20 protein-coding genes and 1 pseudogene are annotated in these 20,161 nt (G+C 71.9%); 14 read left to right on the top strand and 7 right to left on the bottom strand.

Translation table 11 applies throughout. The annotated features are described in order from the left end of the window. Positions 1-3 precede the first annotated feature (3 nt). Positions 4-141, bottom strand: a pseudogene (locus ACRWNP_RS34560) (thiamine-binding protein); the annotation flags it as partial. Next, a complete protein-coding gene (locus tag ACRWNP_RS34555; protein ID WP_431968556.1) occupies positions 138-491 on the bottom strand; it encodes a DUF3817 domain-containing protein in 354 nt (117 codons plus the stop codon). The pseudogene ACRWNP_RS34560 and the gene ACRWNP_RS34555, both read right to left, overlap by 4 nt. A 202-nt stretch (positions 492-693) precedes the next feature. Here ACRWNP_RS34555 and ACRWNP_RS34550 point away from each other — a divergent pair, with 202 nt between their 5' ends. The 5 genes from ACRWNP_RS34550 (at position 694) to ACRWNP_RS34530 (ending at position 4,130) form a co-directional block, all read left to right on the top strand. Continuing rightward, complete coding sequence (locus ACRWNP_RS34550; protein ID WP_431968554.1) at positions 694-1,521, top strand: DUF2127 domain-containing protein; 828 nt, start codon at positions 694-696, stop codon at positions 1,519-1,521. Between the two features lie 3 nt (positions 1,522-1,524). Further along, positions 1,525-2,163, top strand: a complete 639-nt coding sequence (locus ACRWNP_RS34545) for an AIM24 family protein (RefSeq protein WP_431968552.1) — start codon at positions 1,525-1,527, stop codon at positions 2,161-2,163. Beyond that, positions 2,163-2,813: an AIM24 family protein gene (locus tag ACRWNP_RS34540; RefSeq protein ID WP_431968550.1), complete on the top strand. Its 651-nt coding sequence runs from the start codon at positions 2,163-2,165 to the stop codon at positions 2,811-2,813. The genes ACRWNP_RS34545 and ACRWNP_RS34540 overlap by 1 nt, the downstream gene beginning before the upstream one ends. After that, the gene (locus ACRWNP_RS34535; protein WP_431968548.1) at positions 2,810-3,589 is read left to right on the top strand and encodes an AIM24 family protein; all 780 of its coding nucleotides are present in this window, start codon (positions 2,810-2,812) and stop codon (positions 3,587-3,589) included. Before ACRWNP_RS34540 ends, ACRWNP_RS34535 begins: the two co-directional genes overlap by 4 nt. A 64-nt stretch (positions 3,590-3,653) precedes the next feature. Continuing rightward, complete coding sequence (locus tag ACRWNP_RS34530; RefSeq protein WP_431968546.1) at positions 3,654-4,130, top strand: MarR family winged helix-turn-helix transcriptional regulator; 477 nt, start codon at positions 3,654-3,656, stop codon at positions 4,128-4,130. 44 nt (positions 4,131-4,174) lie between these two features. Here ACRWNP_RS34530 and meaB read toward each other — a convergent pair whose 3' ends face one another. Then, positions 4,175-5,131 carry a methylmalonyl Co-A mutase-associated GTPase MeaB gene (gene meaB, locus ACRWNP_RS34525; RefSeq protein ID WP_431968544.1) on the bottom strand — a complete coding sequence of 319 codons (957 nt, stop codon included), beginning with the start codon at positions 5,129-5,131 and terminating at the stop codon, positions 4,175-4,177. Between the two features lie 177 nt (positions 5,132-5,308). After that, complete coding sequence (locus tag ACRWNP_RS34520; RefSeq protein ID WP_431968571.1) at positions 5,309-6,484, bottom strand: acetyl-CoA C-acetyltransferase; 1,176 nt, start codon at positions 6,482-6,484, stop codon at positions 5,309-5,311. A 172-nt stretch (positions 6,485-6,656) separates the two neighbouring features. Between ACRWNP_RS34520 and mce the strand changes: the two genes are divergently transcribed. From mce to ACRWNP_RS34485, 7 genes are all read left to right on the top strand, one after another. Continuing rightward, entirely contained in the window at positions 6,657-7,085 is a 429-nt protein-coding gene (mce, locus tag ACRWNP_RS34515; RefSeq protein ID WP_431968542.1) for a methylmalonyl-CoA epimerase, read from the top strand. A 178-nt stretch (positions 7,086-7,263) separates the two neighbouring features. Beyond that, complete coding sequence (gene scy / locus ACRWNP_RS34510) at positions 7,264-11,160, top strand: polarized growth protein Scy (protein WP_431968540.1); 3,897 nt, start codon at positions 7,264-7,266, stop codon at positions 11,158-11,160. A gap of 103 nt (positions 11,161-11,263) precedes the next feature. Then, positions 11,264-12,196, top strand: coding sequence for a cellulose-binding protein (locus tag ACRWNP_RS34505; protein WP_431968538.1), 933 nt, complete (start codon positions 11,264-11,266; stop codon positions 12,194-12,196). Between the two features lie 132 nt (positions 12,197-12,328). Then, positions 12,329-13,315 (top strand): ABC transporter ATP-binding protein, encoded by a 987-nt coding sequence (locus ACRWNP_RS34500; protein ID WP_431968536.1) that lies wholly within the window; start codon positions 12,329-12,331, stop codon positions 13,313-13,315. Position 13,316: 1 nt separating this feature from the next. Then, a complete protein-coding gene (locus tag ACRWNP_RS34495; RefSeq protein WP_431968534.1) occupies positions 13,317-14,093 on the top strand; it encodes an ABC transporter permease in 777 nt (258 codons plus the stop codon). A gap of 113 nt (positions 14,094-14,206) precedes the next feature. Continuing rightward, positions 14,207-15,421, top strand: coding sequence for an ABC transporter ATP-binding protein (locus ACRWNP_RS34490; RefSeq protein ID WP_431968532.1), 1,215 nt, complete (start codon positions 14,207-14,209; stop codon positions 15,419-15,421). Continuing rightward, entirely contained in the window at positions 15,418-16,287 is an 870-nt protein-coding gene (locus ACRWNP_RS34485) for an ABC transporter permease subunit (protein ID WP_431968530.1), read from the top strand. Before ACRWNP_RS34490 ends, ACRWNP_RS34485 begins: the two co-directional genes overlap by 4 nt. A gap of 28 nt (positions 16,288-16,315) precedes the next feature. Here the strand turns inward: ACRWNP_RS34485 and ACRWNP_RS34480 are convergent, their stop codons facing one another. Continuing rightward, positions 16,316-16,639, bottom strand: coding sequence for an ATP/GTP-binding protein (locus tag ACRWNP_RS34480; protein ID WP_431968528.1), 324 nt, complete (start codon positions 16,637-16,639; stop codon positions 16,316-16,318). A 210-nt stretch (positions 16,640-16,849) separates the two neighbouring features. On the opposite strand from ACRWNP_RS34480, the gene ACRWNP_RS34475 reads away from it, so the two are divergent. Next, positions 16,850-17,875, top strand: coding sequence for an LLM class flavin-dependent oxidoreductase (locus ACRWNP_RS34475; RefSeq protein WP_431968526.1), 1,026 nt, complete (start codon positions 16,850-16,852; stop codon positions 17,873-17,875). A gap of 53 nt (positions 17,876-17,928) precedes the next feature. Here ACRWNP_RS34475 and ACRWNP_RS34470 read toward each other — a convergent pair whose 3' ends face one another. After that, positions 17,929-18,321 carry an SCO5389 family protein gene (locus tag ACRWNP_RS34470; protein ID WP_431968524.1) on the bottom strand — a complete coding sequence of 131 codons (393 nt, stop codon included), beginning with the start codon at positions 18,319-18,321 and terminating at the stop codon, positions 17,929-17,931. Between the two features lie 186 nt (positions 18,322-18,507). Between ACRWNP_RS34470 and nucS the strand changes: the two genes are divergently transcribed. Further along, complete coding sequence (gene nucS / locus ACRWNP_RS34465; RefSeq protein WP_431968522.1) at positions 18,508-19,170, top strand: endonuclease NucS; 663 nt, start codon at positions 18,508-18,510, stop codon at positions 19,168-19,170. Positions 19,171-19,267: 97 nt separating this feature from the next. Here nucS and ACRWNP_RS34460 read toward each other — a convergent pair whose 3' ends face one another. Beyond that, positions 19,268-20,104, bottom strand: coding sequence for a hypothetical protein (locus ACRWNP_RS34460; RefSeq protein ID WP_431968520.1), 837 nt, complete (start codon positions 20,102-20,104; stop codon positions 19,268-19,270). Positions 20,105-20,161: the final 57 nt, after the last annotated feature.

Raw genomic sequence — 20,161 nt, 5'->3', positions numbered from 1 at the left:
GCGTTTGCCCTCGATGGAGGTGAACATCGCGTCGGTGCGGTTGGGCAGCCCCGACTCGCGGACCACGCGGACCGCGTCGGCCACGTACGCACCGACGTCCTCGCCGACGCCGAGCGGGGTGACGGAGAAGGCGACGATCACGCCTCGACCACGCCTTCCTTGAGCTCCTTGCGCGCACGGGCCGCGATGACGCTGTCCTCGGCCTCACGGCGCAGCCTGCGCTCGGCGAAGAAGCCGCCGGTGGGCAGGACGGAGAGCAGGAAGTACAGCGCGGCGCGGCCGAGCGGCCACTTGGTGCGGTTCCAGGCGTCCAGCCAGAACAGGACGTAGAGGAGGAAGAAAGCAGCGTGAACGTAGCCCATGACCCGGACCGCGTCGAAGTCCGTGGTGCGCTTGAGCACCGAGCAGACCAGCAGGATCAGGAACGACACCGCCTCTGGGGCGGAGACCAGGCGGAGCCGGTTGAGGGCGGAGGCGGTCTTGGTGTCCACGGGACCTCACTATCGGGACAGGGACTGCGGCGGGCGTCGACGCTGCGATCAGGATGTTTGTGAATGCGATCACAAGTGGCCCACCCATTATCACCCGGCCCTCCGGCCGCCCTGCCCCCGGGTCCCCCGGGGGACAGGTGAACCGTCGGCGGGCCGGACGCGTCCCCCTCCATGACGAACCGCCCTGACGAGGAAGAAGCGGATGAAGCTGGACTGGGACCGCCGGCACTGCGCCCGGCGCGGGCACATCACGTACGCGCCCGACGAGGCGCACCTGCGGGAGCGGCTGCGCGCCGAGACCGCGCTGGGGGAGGTGTGGCGCTGCCTGCGCTGCGGCGACTTCGCCCTGGGCCCGCCGCACGGCTCGGGTCCGGCCGACCGGGCACCCGAGGTGCCGCGCGGACGCGCGCTGCGCGACCTGTTCATCCTGCGCTTCCTGGCGGTGGAGCGGCTGCTGCGCGGGGTGTTCATCGTCATCGCGGCGTGGGCGGTGTGGCGGTTCAGCAACTCGCAGGACTCGGTGCGCCGCTTCTTCGAGGAGAACCTCACCGTCTTCCGGCCGGTCTTCCGGCACTTCCACTACGACCTCGAGCACTCCCCCGTCGTGGACACCATCCGCCGCACCTTCGAGTACAAGCACTCGACCCTGCTCATCGTGGCGGGCGCGCTGCTCGCGTACGCGGTGATCGAGATCGTCGAGGCCGTCGGCCTGTGGGCGGCCAAGCGGTGGGCGGAGTACCTGACGGTGGTGGCGACCGCGGCCTTCCTGCCGCTGGAGGTCTGGGAGCTCACCGAGAAGGTGAGCTACCTCAAGATCGGCACGCTCGTCCTCAACCTCCTCGCCGTCCTCTACATCCTGCTCTCCAAGCGGCTGTTCGGGCTGCGCGGCGGCCACGCCGCCTTCGAGGCCGAGCGCCGCGGCGCCTCGCTGCTGGAGGTCGAGGAGGCGGCGGGAGCACCGCAGGGAACCGGTGGACATCATGTGACGAGGACCCTGGTGACGGGTTCCTCCCGGACGGATACGGTCTGACCCGTGGCTCAGTTTCGATTGCAGGGCAGCAAGGTGCTCGCCGTGGACATGGCCGGCGACGCCGTGAAGGCGAAGAACGGCTCGATGGTCGCGTACGACGGCCAGATGAGCTTCAAGAAGATGTCCGGGGGCGGCGAGGGTCTGCGCGGCATGGTGACCCGGCGGCTGACCGGCGAGTCGATGGAGGTCATGGAGGTGCGCGGGCAGGGCACCTGCTACTTCGCCGACCGCGCGAGCGAGATCAACCTCGTACGGCTGAACGGCGAGAAGCTCTACGTCGAGGCCAGCAACCTGCTGGCCACCGAGGCGACGCTGCGCACCGGCACCACCTTCACCGGGCTGCGCGGCGCATCGCAGGGCAACGGGCTGTTCACCACCACGGTGGAGGGTGCCGGCCAGGCGGCGATCACCTCCGACGGCCCGGCGGTGGTGCTGCGCGTCGCCCCCGGGCTGCCGCTGCAGGTGGACCCGGGCGCGTACGTGGCGCACACCGGCAACCTCCGGCAGCACTTCCAGGCCGGCATCAGTTGGCGGACGATGATCGGCGAGTCGGGCGGCGAGTCCTTCCAGATCCGCTTCGAGGGCGACGGCCTGGTGTACGTGCAGCCGAGCGAGCGCAACACCATCGGGGGGCAGGTCTGATGCCCTTCACCCGCATCAACTCGAAGATGGTCGAGGCCCAGGTGCTGCCGGGGCAACGGCTGTTCAGCCAGCGCGGCGCGATGCTGGCCTACCGGGGGAACGTCACCTTCACCCCGAACGTGCAGGGCGGCCAGGGCGGCATCGGCTCGATGATCGGCCGCCGGCTGGCAAACGAGGCGACCCCGCTGATGACCGTCGAGGGCCACGGCTCGGTGATGTTCGGGCACGGCGGCCACCACGTGCACTGCGTCGACCTGACCGGCGACACCCTGTACGTCGAGGCGGACCGGCTGCTGGCCTTCGACGGCTCGCTGCGGCAGGGCACGATGTTCATGGGGTCCCAGGGCGGCGTCATGGGCGTCATCCGCGGCCAGGTCACCGGGCAGGGGCTGTTCACCACGACCCTTCAGGGGCACGGCGCGGTCGCGGTGATGGCGCACGGCGGCGTCATCGAGCTGCCGATCACCCCGCAGCGCCCGGTGCACGTCGACCCCCAGGCGTACGTCGCCCACCGCGGCGACGTGCGCAACAAGCTGTCCACCGCGCTCGGCTGGCGCGACATGGTGGGCCGCGGCTCCGGCGAGGCGTTCCAGCTGGAGCTGTCGGGTCACGGCACGGTCTACGTACAGGCGAGCGAGGAGAAGCTGTGACCCCGAACGGGCCGGTCGTCCACGACCCCTACACGCTGCCGGTCGACGACAACGTCAACCCGTACGCCTTCAGCGTCGACCTCAAGGGCCAGTGGTTCCTGCAGAAGGGGAAGATGATCGCCTACTACGGGCAGATCAGCTTCCACGGCATCGGCCACGGGGCACTCGACGGCCTGATCCGCAGCAACTTCCACTCCCCGCTGCACGCCGCGGACTGGGTGGTCGCCGAGGGCCAGGGCAAGATGATCCTCGCCGACCGGGCGTTCGACGTGAACTCCTACGACCTGGAGGACGGCAACCTGACCATCCGGTCGGGCAACCTGCTGGCCTTCCAGCCGGGCCTGTCGCTCAAGCAGTCGATCATTCCCGGCTTCCTCACCCTGATCGGCACGGGGAAGTTCGTGGCGGCCTCCAACGGCGCCGTGCACTTCGTCGAGCCCCCCGTCCGCGTCGACCCGCAGGCCCTGGTGGGGTGGGCGGACTGCCCCTCTCCCTGCCACCATTACGACCACGGGTACATGCGTGGCGTCCTGGGCGGCCTGCGGGCGCTGACCGGCGTCGGCGGCACCTCGGGCGAGGAGCACCAGTTCGAGTTCGTCGGCGCGGGGCAGGTACTCCTCCAGTCGAGTGAGGTCCTCATGCCCGAGCAGGCCACGGGCGCGGTGCCGCACGAGGCCGGTGTCCCGGGCGGCGGAACGGGCGCCCCGGGCATGGCGCAGGGCGTGCCGAGGCTCCCGGGACAACTCGGGGACCTGCAGCGCCGCTTCGGTCTGTGACCCTACCGACACGTATAGGGACCCCAAATAATCCGGATTTCAACTTTCTAGGTATAATTCCAGCATGGAGACAGAGACCGGCACCCTTTGGCTGACCGCCGACGAGCAGCGCACCTGGCGCACCCACCTGGAGGTCAGCAAGTTGCTGACGCACCAGCTCGAACGGGACCTGCAGCCGTTCGGTCTGACGTACAACGACTACGAGATCCTGGTGAACCTCTCGGAGTCGCCCGAGCACCGCATGCGGATGAGCGACCTGGCCCGCGCCACCCTGCAGTCCAAGAGCCGGCTGTCGCACCAGATCAGCCGCATGGAGACCGCGGGCCTGGTCCGCCGCGAGAACTGCGAGTCCGACCGGCGCGGGCTGTTCGCCGTCCTCACCGAGGACGGCTGGGAGACCATGCGCAAGGTCGCCCCGCACCACGTCGCCGCCGTACGGGAGCACTTCATCGACCTGCTCCCCGCCGAGGACCTGGCGGCCCTGCGCAGGGCCCTCAACCCGGTCGCGGATCACCTTCGCGCGGTACGCGGCAAGGCCTGACCCGCCCCCGGCGCCCCCTGGGCCCGCGCCCTGCGGCGCGGGCCTCAGGTCTGCTCGGTGAGGCCCGCCACCAGCTCGTCGGCGGCGGCGTACGGGTCCAGCTCCCCGGCGACGATGCGTTCGGCGAGCGTGCCGAGCCGACGGTCGCCGTGGAGGTCGCCGATACGCTCGCGCAGCGTGGTGACGGCGATGTGCTCGACCTCCAGGGCCGCACGGCGCAGCCTGCGCTCCGCGAGCACGCCGTGCTCCTCCATCCAGGCGCGGTGCTTCTCCAGGACCTCGACCACCTCGTCGATGCCCTCGCCGCGGGCGGCGACCGTCTTGACGATCGGGGGGCGCCAGTCGCCCGGCCGGCGGGCCTCGCCCAGGCCCAGCATGTGGTTGAGCTCGCGGGCGGTCGCGTCGGCGCCGTCCCGGTCGGCCTTGTTGACGACGTACACGTCGCCGATCTCGAGGATGCCCGCCTTCGCCGCCTGGATGCCGTCGCCCATGCCCGGGGCGAGCAGCACCACGGAGGTGTCGGCCTGCGCGGCGATCTCCACCTCGGACTGGCCGACGCCGACGGTCTCCACCAGGATCACCTCGCAGCCGGCCGCGTCGAGCACCCGGATCGCCTGCGGCGCGGCCCAGGCCAGACCGCCCAGGTGGCCGCGGGTGGCCATGGAGCGGATGTAGACGCCGGGGTCGGAGGCGTGGTCGCTCATCCGGACCCGGTCGCCGAGCAGGGCGCCCCCGCTGAACGGCGAGGACGGGTCCACGGCCAGCACGCCGACCCGCTTGCCGGCCCGCCGGTACGCCGAGACCAGCGCGGACGTCGACGTGGACTTGCCGACGCCGGGCGAGCCGGTCAGGCCCACCACATACGCGCCACCGGTCAGCGGCGCGAGCGCGGACATCACCTCGCGGAGCTGCGGGGACGCCCCCTCCACCAGTGAGATCAGCCGGGCGACCGCCCGCGGGCGGCCCTGCCGTGCCTGCTCCACCAGGGTGGGGACGTCCATCGTCGCGCTCCTTGTTGCCTTTCAGGGGCTCGGTTCGCCTTCGGTTCGCTCAGCCGTCGCCGACAGTCGACCGCGTTCGCCCGCTCGTTCCTCGCAGGCTCCGCGCTCTCCCTCTCGGCAGCGGCCGCTCCCCTTCGGCTCACTCGCCGTTCGTGCCGTTACTTGCCGGTACTTCCGCTACTTGCCCGGTACGCGGATGATCAGGGCGTCGCCCTGGCCGCCGCCACCGCACAGGGCCGCCGCGCCCACACCGCCGCCGCGGCGCTTGAGCTCCAGTGCCAGGTGCAGGACGATGCGGGCGCCGGACATGCCGATCGGGTGACCGAGGGCGATGGCACCGCCGTTGACGTTCACCTTTTCAGGTGTCACGCCCAGGTCCTTCATGGACTGCACGGACACCGCCGCGAAGGCCTCGTTGATCTCGATGAGGTCCAGGTCGCCGACGGACAGCCCGTCCTTCTTCAGGGCGTGCGCGATGGCGTTGGACGGCTGCGACTGCAGCGAGTTGTCCGGGCCCGCCACATTGCCGTGGGCGCCGATCTCGGCGATCCACTCCAGGCCCAGTTCCTCGGCCTTGGCCTTGCTCATCACGACCACCGCGGCGGCGCCGTCGGAGATCTGCGAGGAGGTGCCCGCGGTGATCGTGCCCTCCTTGCTGAAGGCCGGGCGCAGCTTGGCCAGCGACTCGACCGTGGTCTCGGCGCGGATGCCCTCGTCCTTGGCGAAGACCACCGGCTCGCCCTTGCGCTGCGGGATCTCCACCGGGGTGATCTCGGCCTCGAACAGGCCGTTCTTCTGCGCGGCGGCCGCCCGCTGGTGGGACAGCGCGGCGACCTCGTCCTGCTCGGCGCGGCCGATGCCCAGGCGCGTGTTGTGCTTCTCGGTCGACTCGCCCATGGCGATGTTCTCGAAGGCGTCGGTGAGACCGTCGTACGCCATGGCGTCCAGCATCTGGACGGCGCCGTACTTGAAGCCCTCGCGGGACTTCGGCAGCAGGTGCGGGGCGTTGGTCATCGACTCCTGGCCGCCGGCCACGACGATGTCGAACTCACCCGCCCGGATCAACTGGTCGGCGAGCGCGATGGCGTCAAGGCCGGACAGGCAGACCTTGTTGATCGTCAGCGCCGGCACGCTCATCGGGATGCCGGCCTTGACGGCGGCCTGACGCGCCGGGATCTGCCCGGCACCCGCCTGGAGTACCTGGCCCATGATCACGTACTGCACCTGGTCGCCGCCGATGCCGGCCCGGTCCAGCGCGGCCTTGATGGCGACGGCGCCGAGTTCGGCACCGGAGAAGCTGCGCAGCGAGCCGAGCAGCCGGCCCATGGGGGTGCGCGCACCCGCGACGATCACGGACGTTCGTGCCTGGCTGGTCATGACGCGGCCCCTTTGCACGGAGGGAATGTTAACGATGGTTTTCGAGGGTGCTGTCAATGTACTGAGGGGTGGAGCCGGCGGTCACCCGGCAGACGGTGTGATCGCGCGCACGTTGCGTGACCACGCCGACCGGCGGTCCACTGGAGCCATGCTGACGCGAATCGACCACATCGGCATCGCCTGCTTCGACCTCGACAAGACCGTCGAGTTCTACCGTGCCACCTACGGCTTCGAGGTGTTCCACACCGAGGTGAACGAGGAGCAGGGCGTGCGCGAGGCCATGCTGAAGATCAACGAGACCTCCGACGGCGGGGCCTCCTACCTGCAGCTGCTGGAGCCCACCCGCGAGGACTCCACCGTCGCCAAGTGGCTGGCCAAGAACGGCGAGGGGGTGCACCACATCGCCTTCGGCACCGAGGACGTCGACGCGGACGCCGCGGCCGTCCGCGACAAGGGCGTGCGGGTGCTCTACGACAGCCCGCGGGGGGGCTCCATGGGGTCGCGGATCACCTTCCTGCACCCCAAGGACTGCCACGGAGTGCTCACCGAGCTCGTCACCTCGGCCAAGGACCACTGACCGGAGACGACTCGCCCCGGTAGAGTGGCCTGGCGACCCCGGGGTGGGCTGGGGTACCTGCCCGCGCCTCGGCGTGGGATCGGACACAATTCTCCGCAAGGCCCCGCGGTAAACGGGGCCCCGGGGAATCTCACTCGGTTGGCGGGTGGGTACACCAGGAGACGGATGGGACCGCGGAGTGCGGGGCTACGACCGCTACGAGGTTGAGGACGACCACCTCTCGCAGTTCGAGGCCGAGATGGAGCGGCTTCGTAAGGAACGGGACAAGGTCGTCCAGCATGCCGAAGACCTCGGCTACCAGGTCGAGGTGTTGCGCGCCAAGCTGCACGAGGCGCGCCGCAACCTCGCGACCCGTCCTGCCTACGACAACCTCGGCCACCAGGCCGACCAGTTGCTGCGCAACGCCCAGATCCAGGCGGATCAGCTGCGCGCCGACGCCGAGCGGGAGTTGCGCGAGGCCCGCGCGGCCACCCAGCGCCTCCTCCAGGAGCAGGCCGAGCACCAGGCCCGCGTCGAGGCGGAGTGGCACGCCGAGGCCGTCGCCCGGCGCCGCAGGCTCGACGAGGAGCTGGCCGAGCGCCGCACCAACGTCGAGAGCCATGTCAACGAGAACGTGGCCTGGGCCGAGCAGTTGCGCGCCCGCGCCGAGTCCCAGGCCCGCCGCCTCATGGAGGAGACCCGCGCCGAGTCGGAGGCCGCGCTGGCCGCCGCCCGCGCCGAGGCGCAGCGGATCGCCGAGAGTGCCCGGGACCGGCTGGAGTCGGAGTCCTCGACCGCGCGCGCCGAGGCCGAGCAGCTGCTGCGCCGTGCCCGCGCGGACGCGGAGCGGCTGCTGAACGCCGCTGCCGGCCAGGCCCAGGAGGCCACCACCCAGGCCGAGCAGCTGCGCGCCTCCACCCGGAACGCCGCCGAGAGCGCCCGCACCCAGGCCGGCGAGCTGTCCCGGGCCGCCGAGGACAAGTTGCGCGAGGCCGAGGAGAAGCTGCGCGAGGCGCAGAGCGAGGCCGAGCGGCTGCGCGAGGAGGCCGCCTCCAACGCCGCCAAACGGCTGGCCACCGTCGACGCCGACAACGAGCAGCGCACCCGTACGGCCAAGGCCGAGGTGGCCCGGCTGGTCGCCGAGGCGACCAAGGAGGCCGAGGCCGCCAAGGCCGAGGCCGAGCAGATCCTCGCCGACGCCAAGGCCGAGGCCGAGCGGCTGCGCAGCCAGGCCCAGGAGACCGCCAGGTCGGAGGCTGCCGAGGACGCGGCCGCGGCCCTCGCCAAGGCGGCCCGCACCGCCGAGGAGGTCCTCAACAAGGCCACCGAGGACGCCCGTGCCACCACCCGCGCGGCGAGCGAGGAGGCCGAGCGCATCCGCCGCGAGGCGGAGGCCGAGGCGGACCGGCTGCGCGGCCAGGCCGAGGAGTCGGCCGAGGAGCTGCTCGGCACCGCCAAGGACGACACCAAGGAGTACCGCGCCAAGACGGTCGAGCTGCAGGAGGAGGCCCGCAGGCTGCGGGGCGAGGCCGAGCAGCTGCGCGCCGAGGCGGTCGCCGAGGGCGAGCGCATCCGCGGCGAGGCGCGGCGCGAGGCCGTGCAGCAGATCGAGGAGGCGGCCCGGTCCGCCGAGGAGCTGCTGACCAAGGCGAAGGCCGACGCCGCGGAGCACCGGCAGAAGGCGACCGCCGACTCCGAGAAGGTCCGTACCGAGGCGATCGAGCGTGCCGCGAGCCTGCGCAAGCAGGCCGACGAGCTGCTGGAGCGTGCCCGGGGCGAGGCCGAGCAGCTGCGCGCCGAGGCCGAGCAGCAGGCCGAGCAGGTCCGGGAGGAGGCCGAGGGCGCCGGCCGGCTGGCGCGCGAGGAGGCCGAGCGGGCCGCCCAGCGGCTGCGCGACGAGGCCGAGGCCGATCTGGTCCGGCTGCGCGAGGAGGCCGAGCGCCGCATCACCGCGGCCGAGGAGGCACTGCGCGAGGCCCGCGCCGAGGCGGAGCGGCTTCGCCGCGAGACCGCCGAGGAGGCGGCCGCGCTGCGCACGGAGGTCGCCGAGCGGGTCCGCGGGCTGCAGGAGCAGGCCGAGCAGGAGACGGCGCGGCTGCGGGACGAGGCCGCCGCCGACGCGTCGCAGACCCGGGCCGAGGCCGAGCAGCTCGCCGTACGGCTGCGGGGCGACGCCGCCGCCGAGGCCGAGCAGTTGCGCACCGAGGCGCAGGAGACCGCCGACCGGGTCCGCGCGGAGGCGCAGGAGACCGCGGGACGGCTGCGGGCCGAGGCGGCCGAGGCGCTGTCCGCCGCCCAGGAGGAGGCCGCACGCCGCCGACGGGAGGCCGAGGAGCTGCTGGCGGCAGCCCGCGGTGAGGCGGAGCAGGAGCGCGCGCAGGCCGGTCGCGAGGGCGAGGAGCTGCTGGCGGCAGCCCGCAAGCGGGTGGAGGAGGCCGGCGCCGAGGCGGAACGGCTGGTCGCCGAGGCCGAGCGGCACGCGGCCGAGCTGGTCGGCGCGGCCGAGCAGACCGCCCAGCAGGTGCGGGACTCGGTGGGCGGGCTGCACGAGCAGGCCGAGGAGGAGATCGCCGGGCTGCGCTCGGCGGCCGAGCACGCCGCGGAGCGCCTGCGGGCCGAGGCCCAGGAGGCCGCGGACCGGCTGCACGCGGACGCCAACGCCGAACGCGAGCGCGCCACCGAGGACGCCCAGCGGCTGCGTCGCGAGGCGCAGGAGGAGGCCGAGGAGGCCCGGCAGCTGGCCGACCGCACCGTCGGCGAGGCCATCGAGGAGGCCGACCGGCTGCGGACGGAGACCCGCGACGAGGCCAACCGGCAGCGGACGGATGCCGCCGAGCAGGCCGACCGGCTGCTCACCGAGGCGATCGAGGAGGCCGACCGGCTCCGCGCCGACGCCGCCGCCCGGGCCGAGGAGACCGTGGGCAAGGCGCAACGCGACGCCGAGCGGCTGGGCATCCTCGCCAAGGACGCCCTCGACTCCGCGGAGCGCGACGCCGAGGAGCGCCGCCGCGCGGCCGAGGAGTCACTGGGCACCGCCGAGGCGGAGGCCCGCCGCATCGTGGACGAGGCGCGTGACACGGCCAACAAGCGCCGCACGGAGGCGGCCCAGCAGGCCGATCAGCTGATCACCAAGGCCCGCGCGGAGGCCGAGCGGCTGAGCATCCTCGCCAAGGACGCCCTGGAGTCCGCCGAACGCGACGCCGAGGCGGCCCGCGCGGAGTCCGACCGGATCCGGGACGAGGCGCGCGAGGACGCCAACAAGCGTCGTGCCGAGGCGGCGGAGCAGGCGGACGAGCTCATCTCCGAGGCGCAGGGCGAGGCCGTCAAGATCAGCACCGCCGCGGAGGAGCATGCCGACACCATGGTCGGCGCGGCCCGCAAGGAGGCCGACCGGATCGTCGCCGAGGCCACCTCGGAGAGCAACGGAATGGTGGAGCGGGCCCGTACGGACGCCGACACGCTGCTGGAGGAGGCCCGCAGGGACGCCACCGCCATCCGCGAGCGCGCGCAGGAGCTGCGGCAGCGGGTCGAGGCCGAGGTCGAGGAACTGCACGAGCGGGCACGCAACGAGGCGGCCGCCACGATGAAGTCGGCGGGAGAGCGGGTCGACAAGCTGGTCGAGGCCGCCACCGAGCAGCTGGAGAAGGCGGAGGCCAAGGCCCGCGAACTGGTCGCGGACGCCGAGGCCAAGGCCGAGGAGACCCGGTCCAGCGCGAGCGCCGAGGCGAGCAAGGTCCGTATCGCCGCGGTGAAGAAGGCCGAGGAACTGCTCAAGGGTGCCGAGCAGAAGAAGAACGGCACGGAGCGCGAGGCGGAGCGGGTGCTGAGCGAGGCCCGCGTCGAGGCCGAGCGCATCGTGACCGAAGGCAAGAAGGAGCTCGAGGTGCTGAGCCGGCGCCGCCAGGACATCAACGCGGAAATCACCCGCGTGCAGGATGTCCTTGAGGCACTGGAGTCATTCCAGCAGCCGATCGACGGGGGAAAGAGCAACAGTCAGAACGCCCCACAGAACGGTAAGAACGCGGTCACTGCCGGAGCATCGGCCGGTACGACCCGGACAGGGAGCAAGCGGTCCGACGATGCGCCACTCGATTGAGCGGTCATTGTGCACAGTTACTGGACAGTGACTGTAAGACACGCCGCTTCGGCCCCTAGGATTCCCCCTATCACCCCACCCGGTCTGAATTGACAGGATCCCCATGAGCGACACTTCCTCCCCCTTCGGCTTCGAGCTCGTGCGGCGCGGATACGACCGCGGGCAGGTGGACGACCGCATCACCAAGCTCGTCGCCGACCGTGACAGTGCACTGGCCCGGATCAACGCGCTGGAGAAGCGCATCGAGGAGCTTCACCTCGAGACCCAGAACGCGCAGGCGCAGGTCAACGACGCCGAGCCGTCCTACGCGGGTCTCGGCGCGCGCGTCGAGAAGATCCTCCGTCTCGCCGAGGAGGAGGCGAAGGACCTGCGCGAGGAGGCCCGCCGCGCCGCCGAGCAGCACCGCGAGCTGGCCGAGTCCGCCGCCACCCAGGTGCGCAACGACGCCGAGTCCTACGCCGCCGAGCGCAAGGCCAAGGCCGAGGACGAGGGCGAGCGCATCGTCGAGAAGGCCAAGGGTGAGGCCGGCCAGCTGCGCGCCGACGCGCAGAAGGACGCGCAGGCCAAGCGCGAGGAGGCGGACGCCCTCTTCGAGGAGACCCGCGCCAAGGCGGCCCAGGCCGCGGCCGACTTCGAGACCAACCTGGCCAAGCGCCGCGAGCAGTCCGAGCGCGACCTCGCCTCCCGTCAGGCCAAGGCCGAGAAGCGTCTCGCCGAGATCGAGCACCGTGCCGAGCAGCTCCGGCTGGAGGCCGAGAAACTGCGCACCGACGCCGAGCGCCGTGCCCGCCAGACGGTGGAGACCGCGCAGCGCCAGGCCGAGGACATCGTGGCCGACGCGAACGCCAAGGCGGACCGCATCCGCAGCGAATCCGAGCGCGAGCTGGCGGCGCTCACCAACCGCCGCGACAGCATCAACGCCCAGCTGACCAACGTCCGCGAGATGCTGGCCACGCTGACCGGTGCGGCGGTCGCCGCGGCCGGCGCCCCCGCCGACGACGAGCCCGTCTCGCGCGGCGTCCCGGCCCAGCGCTGACGCTCCGCGAAGTACCCGCGCGCATCGAGCCCCCCGCCTCCTCGGCAGGGGGCTCGGTCGTGTCCGGGAGAGCGCAAACGGGGGCGGGAATTCCGCGTGCATCGCGCGCCACGGCCAAATAGTGTATGCGGCATGATCGAGCTGCAGGGGCTGACCAAGCGGTACGGCGACAAGACCGCGGTGGACGACCTCACCTTCACGGTGCGGCCGGGGGTGGTCACCGGCTTCCTCGGCCCCAATGGGGCGGGCAAGTCGACGACGATGCGCATGATGCTGGACCTGGACAATCCGACCAGTGGCAGCATCCGCATCGACGGCAAGCACTACCGCGAGCTCCACGAACCACTCAAGCACATCGGGGCGTTGCTCGAGGCCAAGGCCATCCACGGCGGCCGCACGGCGTACAACCATCTGCTGTGCCTGGCCCAGTCCAACCGCATCCCGGCCCGCCGGGTCGACGAGGTGCTGGAGATCGTCGGTCTCGCGCCCGTCGCCAAGAAGCGTTCCAAAGGGTTCTCCCTCGGCATGGGACAGCGTCTCGGCATCGCCGCGGCGCTGCTCGGCGACCCGGAGATCCTGATGTTCGACGAACCGGTCAACGGACTGGACCCGGAGGGCATCCACTGGATCCGCAACCTGATGAAGGGGCTGGCCGCCCAGGGCCGCACGATCTTCGTCTCCAGCCACCTCATGAGCGAGATGGCGCTGACCGCCGAGCACCTGATCGTGATCGGTCGCGGGAAGCTGATGGCGGACACGACGATGGCGGACTTCATCGCCGAGAACTCCCGCTCCTACGTCCGCGTCCGCACCCCGGAGCCGGAGAAGTTCAAGGACACGCTGACGGCCGCGTCGATCACCGCGGTGGTCAACGATGAGGGCGCCTTCGAGATCGAGGGCACGGAATCCGCCAAGATCGGTGAACTCGCCGCCCGCAATCAGCTGGTGCTGCACGAGCTCAGCCCCCAGCAGGCCTCCCTGGAGCAGGCCTTCATGCAACTCACCGCCGAGTCGGTGGAGTACCACGCCGGCGGGCCCACAGCGGAGGGCGGCGAGGCCGCCTCCTCCGCGCCCCAGTGGGGCTCCACCTGGAACTCGCACGCCGGAAAGGAAGCCTGACATGGCAGCGACCACCGCTGTTCTGCAGTCGGAGTGGACCAAGGTCAGGACCGTCCGGTCGACCATGTGGACGCTGGCCTCCGCCACCGTCCTGACCATCGTCATCAGCGGTCTGTTCTGCCTGCTCTTCCGCACCCAGTGGGACAACCTCGACGAGGGCGCCCGCGCCCAGTTCGACGCCACCAGCCAGAGCCTGTCCGGCCTGTTCTTCGGCCAGCTCGCACTGATCACCTTCGGCGTGCTGATCATCTCCAGCGAGTACAGCACCGGCATGATCAGGGCCTCGCTCTCGGCGGTGCCGCAGCGCGCGACGTTCTACCTCTCCAAGATCGCCGTCGCGGCCGGGATCACCTTCGTCCTCGGGGTGATCGTCAGCTTCGTCTCCTTCTTCATCGGGCAGGCCGTCCTCGGCGGCGACCACGACACCTCGATCAGCGATCCGGGTGTGCTGCGCGCGGTCTTCGGGGCCGGCCTCTACATGACGCTGATGGTGCTCTTCGCCGTCGGCGTCGCGACGATGCTGCGCAGCCCGCTGGTCTCGCTGGGCATCCTCATCCCCTTCTTCTTCCTGGTCTCCGGGATCCTGTCGGCCGTGCCGGGTGCCAAGGACGTCGCCCGGTACTTCCCCGACCAGGCCGGCAGCAAGATCATGCGGGCCACGATCGCCCCGGACGACCCCGCGCCGTACAGCGCGTGGGGTGGACTCGGCATCATGGCGCTGTGGGTGATCGTGGCCCTGATCGGCGGCTATGCGCTGCTGAAGAAGCGGGACGCCTGACCACTCCCGGGCAATTCGGGCCTCACGGGGCGGGAACCGATCCCGCCCCGCCAGCCTCCTCATCCTCATGGGGGCGAACGCCGCCCCACGCACTGTTCGTCGAGGGGCGGAACATGATCGAGGCAGTCGGCCTCACCAAGACCTACGGCAGCAAGACGGCCGTGTACAACCTGTCCTTCCAGGTGCGGCCCGGCATGGTGACCGGCTTCCTCGGACCCAACGGCTCCGGGAAGTCCACCACGATGCGGATGATCCTGGGCCTGGACACCCCGACCGCGGGACGGGTGACCGTCGGCGGGCAGCCGTTCCGGCAGTTGCCCAACGCCCCGCGCCGGGTGGGCGCGCTGCTGGACGCCAAGGCCGTGCACGGCGGGCGCAGCGCTCGCCAGCACCTGCTGTGCCTGGCCCAGTTGTCCGGGATCCCGGCCCGCCGGGTGGACGAGGTGCTGGGCGTGGTGGGCCTCCAGGAGGTCGCGGGCAGGCGCTCCAAGGGCTTCTCGCTCGGCATGGGGCAGCGCCTCGGCATCGCGGCGGCGCTGCTGGGCGACCCGGAGGTGCTGCTCTTCGACGAGCCGGTCAACGGCCTGGACCCGGAGGGCATTCACTGGGTGCGCCATCTGATGCGCAAGCTCGCCTCGGAGGGCCGTACGGTCTTCGTCTCCTCGCACCTGATGAGCGAGATGGCCCTGACCGCGGACCATCTGATCGTGATCGGCCGCGGGCAACTGCTCGCCGACATGAGCGTCAAGGACTTCATCGCCCGCAACTCCACCGGCTTCGCCGTGGTCCGCACCCCTGACGTGGCCGCGGACCGCGAGAAGCTGACGAAGTCGCTGACCGACGCGGGTGCGCAGGTGCGGCAGGAACAGGACGGCGCGCTGCGTGTGACCGGTCTGGAGCTGCCGCGGATCAGCGACCTCGCCCACGACGCCGAGGTGCGGCTGTGGGAGCTGTCGCCCCACCAGGCCTCGCTCGAGGAGGCCTACATGCGGCTCACCAACGGCGCCGTCGACTACCGCTCCACCGCCGATCCCCGGCAGGGCCTGCAGCAGCCGGCCGGTGCGCCCGCGCCCGGCGGCTGGGGCATGCCGTCGCAGCCGCCGTACCCGCAGCCCGTTCCGCAGCAGCCGCCCAACGGCTACGGCTACGGCTACGGACAGCAGCAGCCTCCGGCGCAGCCGGGCCCCGGGGCGGCACCGGCCGTGCCCGTGAGCCCGTACGCGCAGCCACCCGTGCCGCCCGGTGCGCCCGTGCCGCCGCCCGCGCCCGGTGCGCCCGCCGCTCCGCCCGCCCCGCAGCCGACCCAGCCCGTCGAGGACGCCCGATGACCGCCCCCGTCCACAGCCCGGCCCCGCAGTTCTCCTCCACCCTCCCGGTGCAGAAGACCCACCTCGGCCACGCGCTGAGGTCCGAGTGGACCAAGATCCGTACGGTGCGCTCCACGATCTGGACGCTCGGCGTCATGCTGGTGCTGATCCTCGGCATCAACCTGCTCGTCGTCGGCCTGGCCTCGGCCGAGAACGTCTCCGACCCCGTGCTCGGCTTCGGCCTGTTCGGGGTGCTCCTCGGTCAGCTCTGCGTCATGACCCTCGGCGTACTGGTGATCAGCTCCGAGTACGGCACGGGCATGATCCGCACGACCCTCACGGCCTGCCCGCAGCGCGGCCGGGTGCTCACCGCGAAGGCGATCGTCTTCTTCGCGCTGACCTTCACCGTCACCACCGTGGCGTGCGCGCTCACCGCGCTGATGAACTACGCCACCTTTGGCGGCAAGCCGGTGGGCGAGGGCTCCTTCCTGGGCCCCCGGCTCGTCGTCGAGGACGGCCTCACCACCGCCAGCGGCACCCAGTGGCTCGGTGCCACCGCCGGTGTCGGCCTGTACGTGGCCCTGCTCGGGTTGCTCTCCCTGGCCGTGGGCGCGCTGCTGCGGCACTCGGCGGGCGCGATCACCACGATGATGGGCGTGGTCCTGCTGCCGCTGATCGTCGCGATCTTCATGCAGTCGGAGAGCCTGCGCAAGGTGCAGGAGAAGCTGATCGAGTACTCCTCCCCCAACGCCATCGCGTCGCTCTACCAGATGCCGATGCTGGAGAACGGCGACGCCGACGGCGTGCGCCAGTTGGTCGTGCTCGCGATCATCACGGCCGTCGCCCTGGGCGCGGCCTACGCGGCGCTCACCAAGCGAGACGTCTGACCCGGGTCACCGGGTTTCCGTCCCCCGCTCAGTAACGGGGGGCGTTGCGGGACCGCTGGAGCCGTGCGCCCCGGCGGTCCCTCGCGTTCCAGCAGGCGGTGTGCCAGTGGCGCCGGTCCTCCACGCCGCCGTACTCCGGCCATGCCACCAAGTGGCCGATGCCCGGCGGGATCTCCTGGTCGCAGCCGGGGCAGCGGTAGTGCTTGCCGCCGGTGCTCCCGGCCAGCTGACGGACGATCCACTGCTCGCCCTGCCAGCTCTCCACGCGCTCCGGTCCTCGGGCCGGCCCGGCCTCAAGGCGCTCCTCGGCTCTGCCGGCGGCGCCTCGCGGGCGGTTTCGGCGCGGGGACACGGGCACACACCTCATGCGGTTCTGGGGACTCGGGACCGCCTCCAGCGTACGCGTAGCGCCGACCGTGCCGGGTACCCGGCCGGGTACCCCGATTCGGCCATCACCTGGAAAATCATGAAATCGCGATGGCCGGGCCGTGCCTTTGGCACGTGTCAGGCGTTAATGCCGGTAGGGGAGCCGTGTCGGCCACCGAGGAAGGTGTGAAGCACGATGCGTGTCGGTACTTTCGTCCTCGCCGCCCAGTTCCCGGGGCAGGGACCGGGGGAAGCTCTGCACCGCGCGGTGCGGTCCGCGGAGGCGGCGGAGAGGGCCGGGCTGGACTCCGTATGGCTGGCGGAGCACCACTTCGTGCCGTACGGCGTGTGCCCGTCGGCCGTGACGCTCGCGGCGCTACTGCTGGGCAGGACACGCCGGATCGGGATCGGGACGGCGGTGAGCGTCCTGCCGACCGCGCACCCCGTGGCGCTCGGCGAGCAGGCGGCGCTGCTGCACATCACCTCGGGCGGCCGTTTCACGCTGGGCGTGGGCCGCGGCGGCCCCTGGGTGGACCTCGAGGTCTTCGGTGCCGGACTGGCCGCCTTCGAGAGCGGTTTCCCCGAGTCGCTGGACCTGCTGCTGCGCTGGCTGCGCGAGCCCCGGGTGGGGGCCTCGGGCGGGCGTTTCGCCTTCCGCGAGGTCGATGTCGTACCGCGGGCGGACGAGTTCGAGGCGCCCGGCGGGCCGCCGGTGGTGGTCGCCTGCACCTCGCCGGGCAGCGTCCGGCTCGCGGCGCGCAGGGGCCTGCCGATGCTGCTCGGCATGCACTGCGGCGACGAGGACAAAGCTGCCATGGTCGCAATGTGGCAGGCGGAGGCGCGCGATGCGGGGCTTTCACCCGAAATAGTGGCCAGGGCGGAACATGTCTCCGCGGGCGTCGCACAGATCGCGGACCGCCGCGCGGACGCGGTGGAGACCCTCACCAAGGCGATGCCCGGCTGGCTCCAGCGGGGCCTCGCCGCGCACCGCACGGTCGACGGCCGGCCCCGGACGATGCGTGATCCGCTCGCCTACACCGAACTCCTCTGCGATCTCCACCCGGTGGGCCCGCCCGCGCTGTGTGCCGACCGGCTGGCCGCCACCGCCGAGCGGACCGGCATCAGCCGCTTCGCCCTGCTCGTCGAGGGCTCCGGCGATCTCGCGACCACCGAGGAGAACGTGGCGCGACTGGGCAGCGAAGTGCTCCCGCAATTGGCCTGATTGAAACATCAAAGAGCAGTGGTGCGACCAACGGCGGGAGCACCCTGCCCGTTTCAGCAGTCCCGCAGTTCCGGGGACTGGTTCAGCAGCTGTGCGCGTACGGAGGTGAAGGTGGCGTAACGCTCGTCGACCGCCGGGTCCAGCGGGAACACCGCGACCCGGTGGCAGTTCTGGAACGCCAGCCGGACCCCGAAGTGCCGCTGCAGGGCGCCCCGTATCGCGTCACTCGCCAGGGCGCGGAGCAGCTGCCCGCGCGCGTGCTCGTCCGGCGGGGGAACCTGGTTGTCGGCGAACTCGCCGCCGTCCACCTTGAGTTGTGCCGCCAGAGAGCTGATCATGTCCCATGCGTAAGGCAGGGAGGTCCGGACGCAGTCGACGAATTCACGTTCGTCGACCTCGCCTCGCTCGGCCTGTTCGAGGAGGGCCGGTGAGACGTCGAGCGACATGAGTACTCCTCTCGTGACCCCCCTGTCCGAGGAGTCAGACGGACTACGGAGAGAAGCCGCCCAGAGTTCTCCCGCACGACGGCCTCCACCCACAACCGTAGGCGGAGAGGTCCCATGACACTAGGCGGGAGCGCTCACAACAGGCCATTTTCCGGCCGCGCCCGGTAGCGAGTAACGTTGCCGACCATGCGTCTCGTCATCGCCCGTTGCTCCGTGGACTACGCGGGCCGGCTCTCCGCCCATCTGCCGTCGGCGACCAGGCTGCTCCTGGTCAAGGCCGACGGCAGCGTCTCCATCCACGCCGACGACCGTGCCTACAAGCCGCTGAACTGGATGTCGCCGCCCTGCACGCTCAAGGAGGGCGAGGACGGGGTCTGGACGGTCGTCAACAAGGCCGGTGAGCAGCTGATCATCACCATCGAGGACGTGCTGCACGACACCACGCACGAACTCGGGGTTGACCCCGGCCTGATCAAGGACGGCGTCGAGGCCCACCTGCAGGAGCTGCTGGCCGACCGCATGGAGGTGCTGGGCGAGGGCTGGAACCTCATCCGCCGGGAGTACCCGACCGCCATCGGCCCGGTGGACATCCTGTGCCGGGACGCGTCCGGCACGACCGTCGCGGTGGAGATCAAGCGCCGCGGCGAGATCGACGGTGTCGAGCAGCTCACCCGGTACCTCGAACTCCTCAACCGCGATCCTCTGCTGGCGCCCGTGAAGGGCGTCTTCGCGGCCCAGGAGATCAAGCCGCAGGCGCGGGTCCTCGCCACGGACCGCGGCATCGACTGCGTCGTCCTCGACTACGACGCGCTGCGCGGCATCGAGGACGACAAGCTCCGCCTCTTCTGACGCACACCGCCTCCTCCCCCACCGCGTGGGCGGGAAGCACCACGGCGCGGCCTCGGTGGTCTGCCGACCACCACGGCCGCGCCGTGTCGGGCGCGGGTCAGGCGATCGTGCCGGAGTCGCCGGGAGCGCCGGGCAGATCGGTGCCGGTGGCGGAACTCTCGGGCGCGCTCGCGCTGGCCGAGGTGCCGGCGTCACCGGAGCCGCCGTCGGCGCCCGGGTCGGTCGGGGTGGGACTTTCCGGGTCGGTCGGCGTCGCCGACGGCGATCCGGACGGACTGCCGTCGGTCGGATCGCCCGTGCCGCCGGTCTGGCCGCCGGTCGTGGTCCCTCCCCCCTGCGTGTTGCCGCCCGCGCCGCCGCTGTGCGAACCACCGCCGGTGACCGAGCCGCCGCCGCCGGCCGAGCCGCCGCCCGCCGAGGAGCCGCCGTCGGTGCCCCCGTTGGTGCCGCCGGAGCCGCCACCGGACACGGACCCGGCACCGCCGGTGCCGCCGGCCGGCGCGCCAGGCGGCGTCCCGGCGTCGCTGCCGCTCGCCGAGGGGCTGGGCCGCTTGCTGGAGCCGGGGCTGGGGAGGTCCTCGGCCGGGAGCCCGTCGTCCGCGTTGTCCGCGTTGTCCTCCTGGGCGGACTCGACGGGCTTGACATTCATGGGGGTGTTCTGGTCACCGCCGGAGACCGTCGTGCCGAGGGCGACGACGGTGCCGAGCACGGCCGCCAGCAAGGCGCCCGCGCCGGCGGCGACGAGGTTGCGGCGGGAACCGCTGAGGGCGATCCGGCGCGGGACGGCGGCCGCGGTCAGCCGCTTGCTGATGATCGTCGTGGGCGCCTCGGATATGTCGGTGCCCGTCGCCGGGGTCTCGACGCCCACGAGGCCCGTGCCGGGCACTGGGCCGCCCTCGCGGTCCACGACGAGCGCGAGGGTGCGCCGCCCCACCGTGGGGGGGGGGGGGGGGGGGGGGGGGGGGGGGGGGGGGGGGGGGGGGGGGGGGGG

The sequence above is a fragment of the Actinacidiphila sp. bgisy160 genome (genome assembly GCF_965342435.1).
In the GTDB taxonomy this organism is placed as follows: domain Bacteria; phylum Actinomycetota; class Actinomycetes; order Streptomycetales; family Streptomycetaceae; genus Actinacidiphila.
The sequence above is the reverse complement of the archived record's forward strand: the minus strand, read 5'-3'. Positions and strand labels throughout refer to the sequence as shown.

What these genes read in the sequence shown, in the direction of transcription:
- meaB (WP_431968544.1), bottom strand. Translation starts at nt 5,131, where the DNA reads ATGGACGTCCCCACCCTGGTGGAGCAGGCACGGCAGGGCCGCCCGCGG.
- ACRWNP_RS34530 (WP_431968546.1), top strand. Translation starts at nt 3,654, where the DNA reads ATGGAGACAGAGACCGGCACCCTTTGGCTGACCGCCGACGAGCAGCGC.
- ACRWNP_RS34505 (WP_431968538.1), top strand. Translation starts at nt 11,264, where the DNA reads ATGAGCGACACTTCCTCCCCCTTCGGCTTCGAGCTCGTGCGGCGCGGA.
- ACRWNP_RS34470 (WP_431968524.1), bottom strand. Translation starts at nt 18,321, where the DNA reads ATGTCGCTCGACGTCTCACCGGCCCTCCTCGAACAGGCCGAGCGAGGC.
- ACRWNP_RS34495 (WP_431968534.1), top strand. Translation starts at nt 13,317, where the DNA reads ATGGCAGCGACCACCGCTGTTCTGCAGTCGGAGTGGACCAAGGTCAGG.
- nucS (WP_431968522.1), top strand. Translation starts at nt 18,508, where the DNA reads ATGCGTCTCGTCATCGCCCGTTGCTCCGTGGACTACGCGGGCCGGCTC.
- ACRWNP_RS34490 (WP_431968532.1), top strand. Translation starts at nt 14,207, where the DNA reads ATGATCGAGGCAGTCGGCCTCACCAAGACCTACGGCAGCAAGACGGCC.
- ACRWNP_RS34540 (WP_431968550.1), top strand. Translation starts at nt 2,163, where the DNA reads ATGCCCTTCACCCGCATCAACTCGAAGATGGTCGAGGCCCAGGTGCTG.
- ACRWNP_RS34475 (WP_431968526.1), top strand. Translation starts at nt 16,850, where the DNA reads ATGCGTGTCGGTACTTTCGTCCTCGCCGCCCAGTTCCCGGGGCAGGGA.
- ACRWNP_RS34500 (WP_431968536.1), top strand. Translation starts at nt 12,329, where the DNA reads ATGATCGAGCTGCAGGGGCTGACCAAGCGGTACGGCGACAAGACCGCG.
- ACRWNP_RS34550 (WP_431968554.1), top strand. Translation starts at nt 694, where the DNA reads ATGAAGCTGGACTGGGACCGCCGGCACTGCGCCCGGCGCGGGCACATC.
- mce (WP_431968542.1), top strand. Translation starts at nt 6,657, where the DNA reads ATGCTGACGCGAATCGACCACATCGGCATCGCCTGCTTCGACCTCGAC.
- ACRWNP_RS34485 (WP_431968530.1), top strand. Translation starts at nt 15,418, where the DNA reads ATGACCGCCCCCGTCCACAGCCCGGCCCCGCAGTTCTCCTCCACCCTC.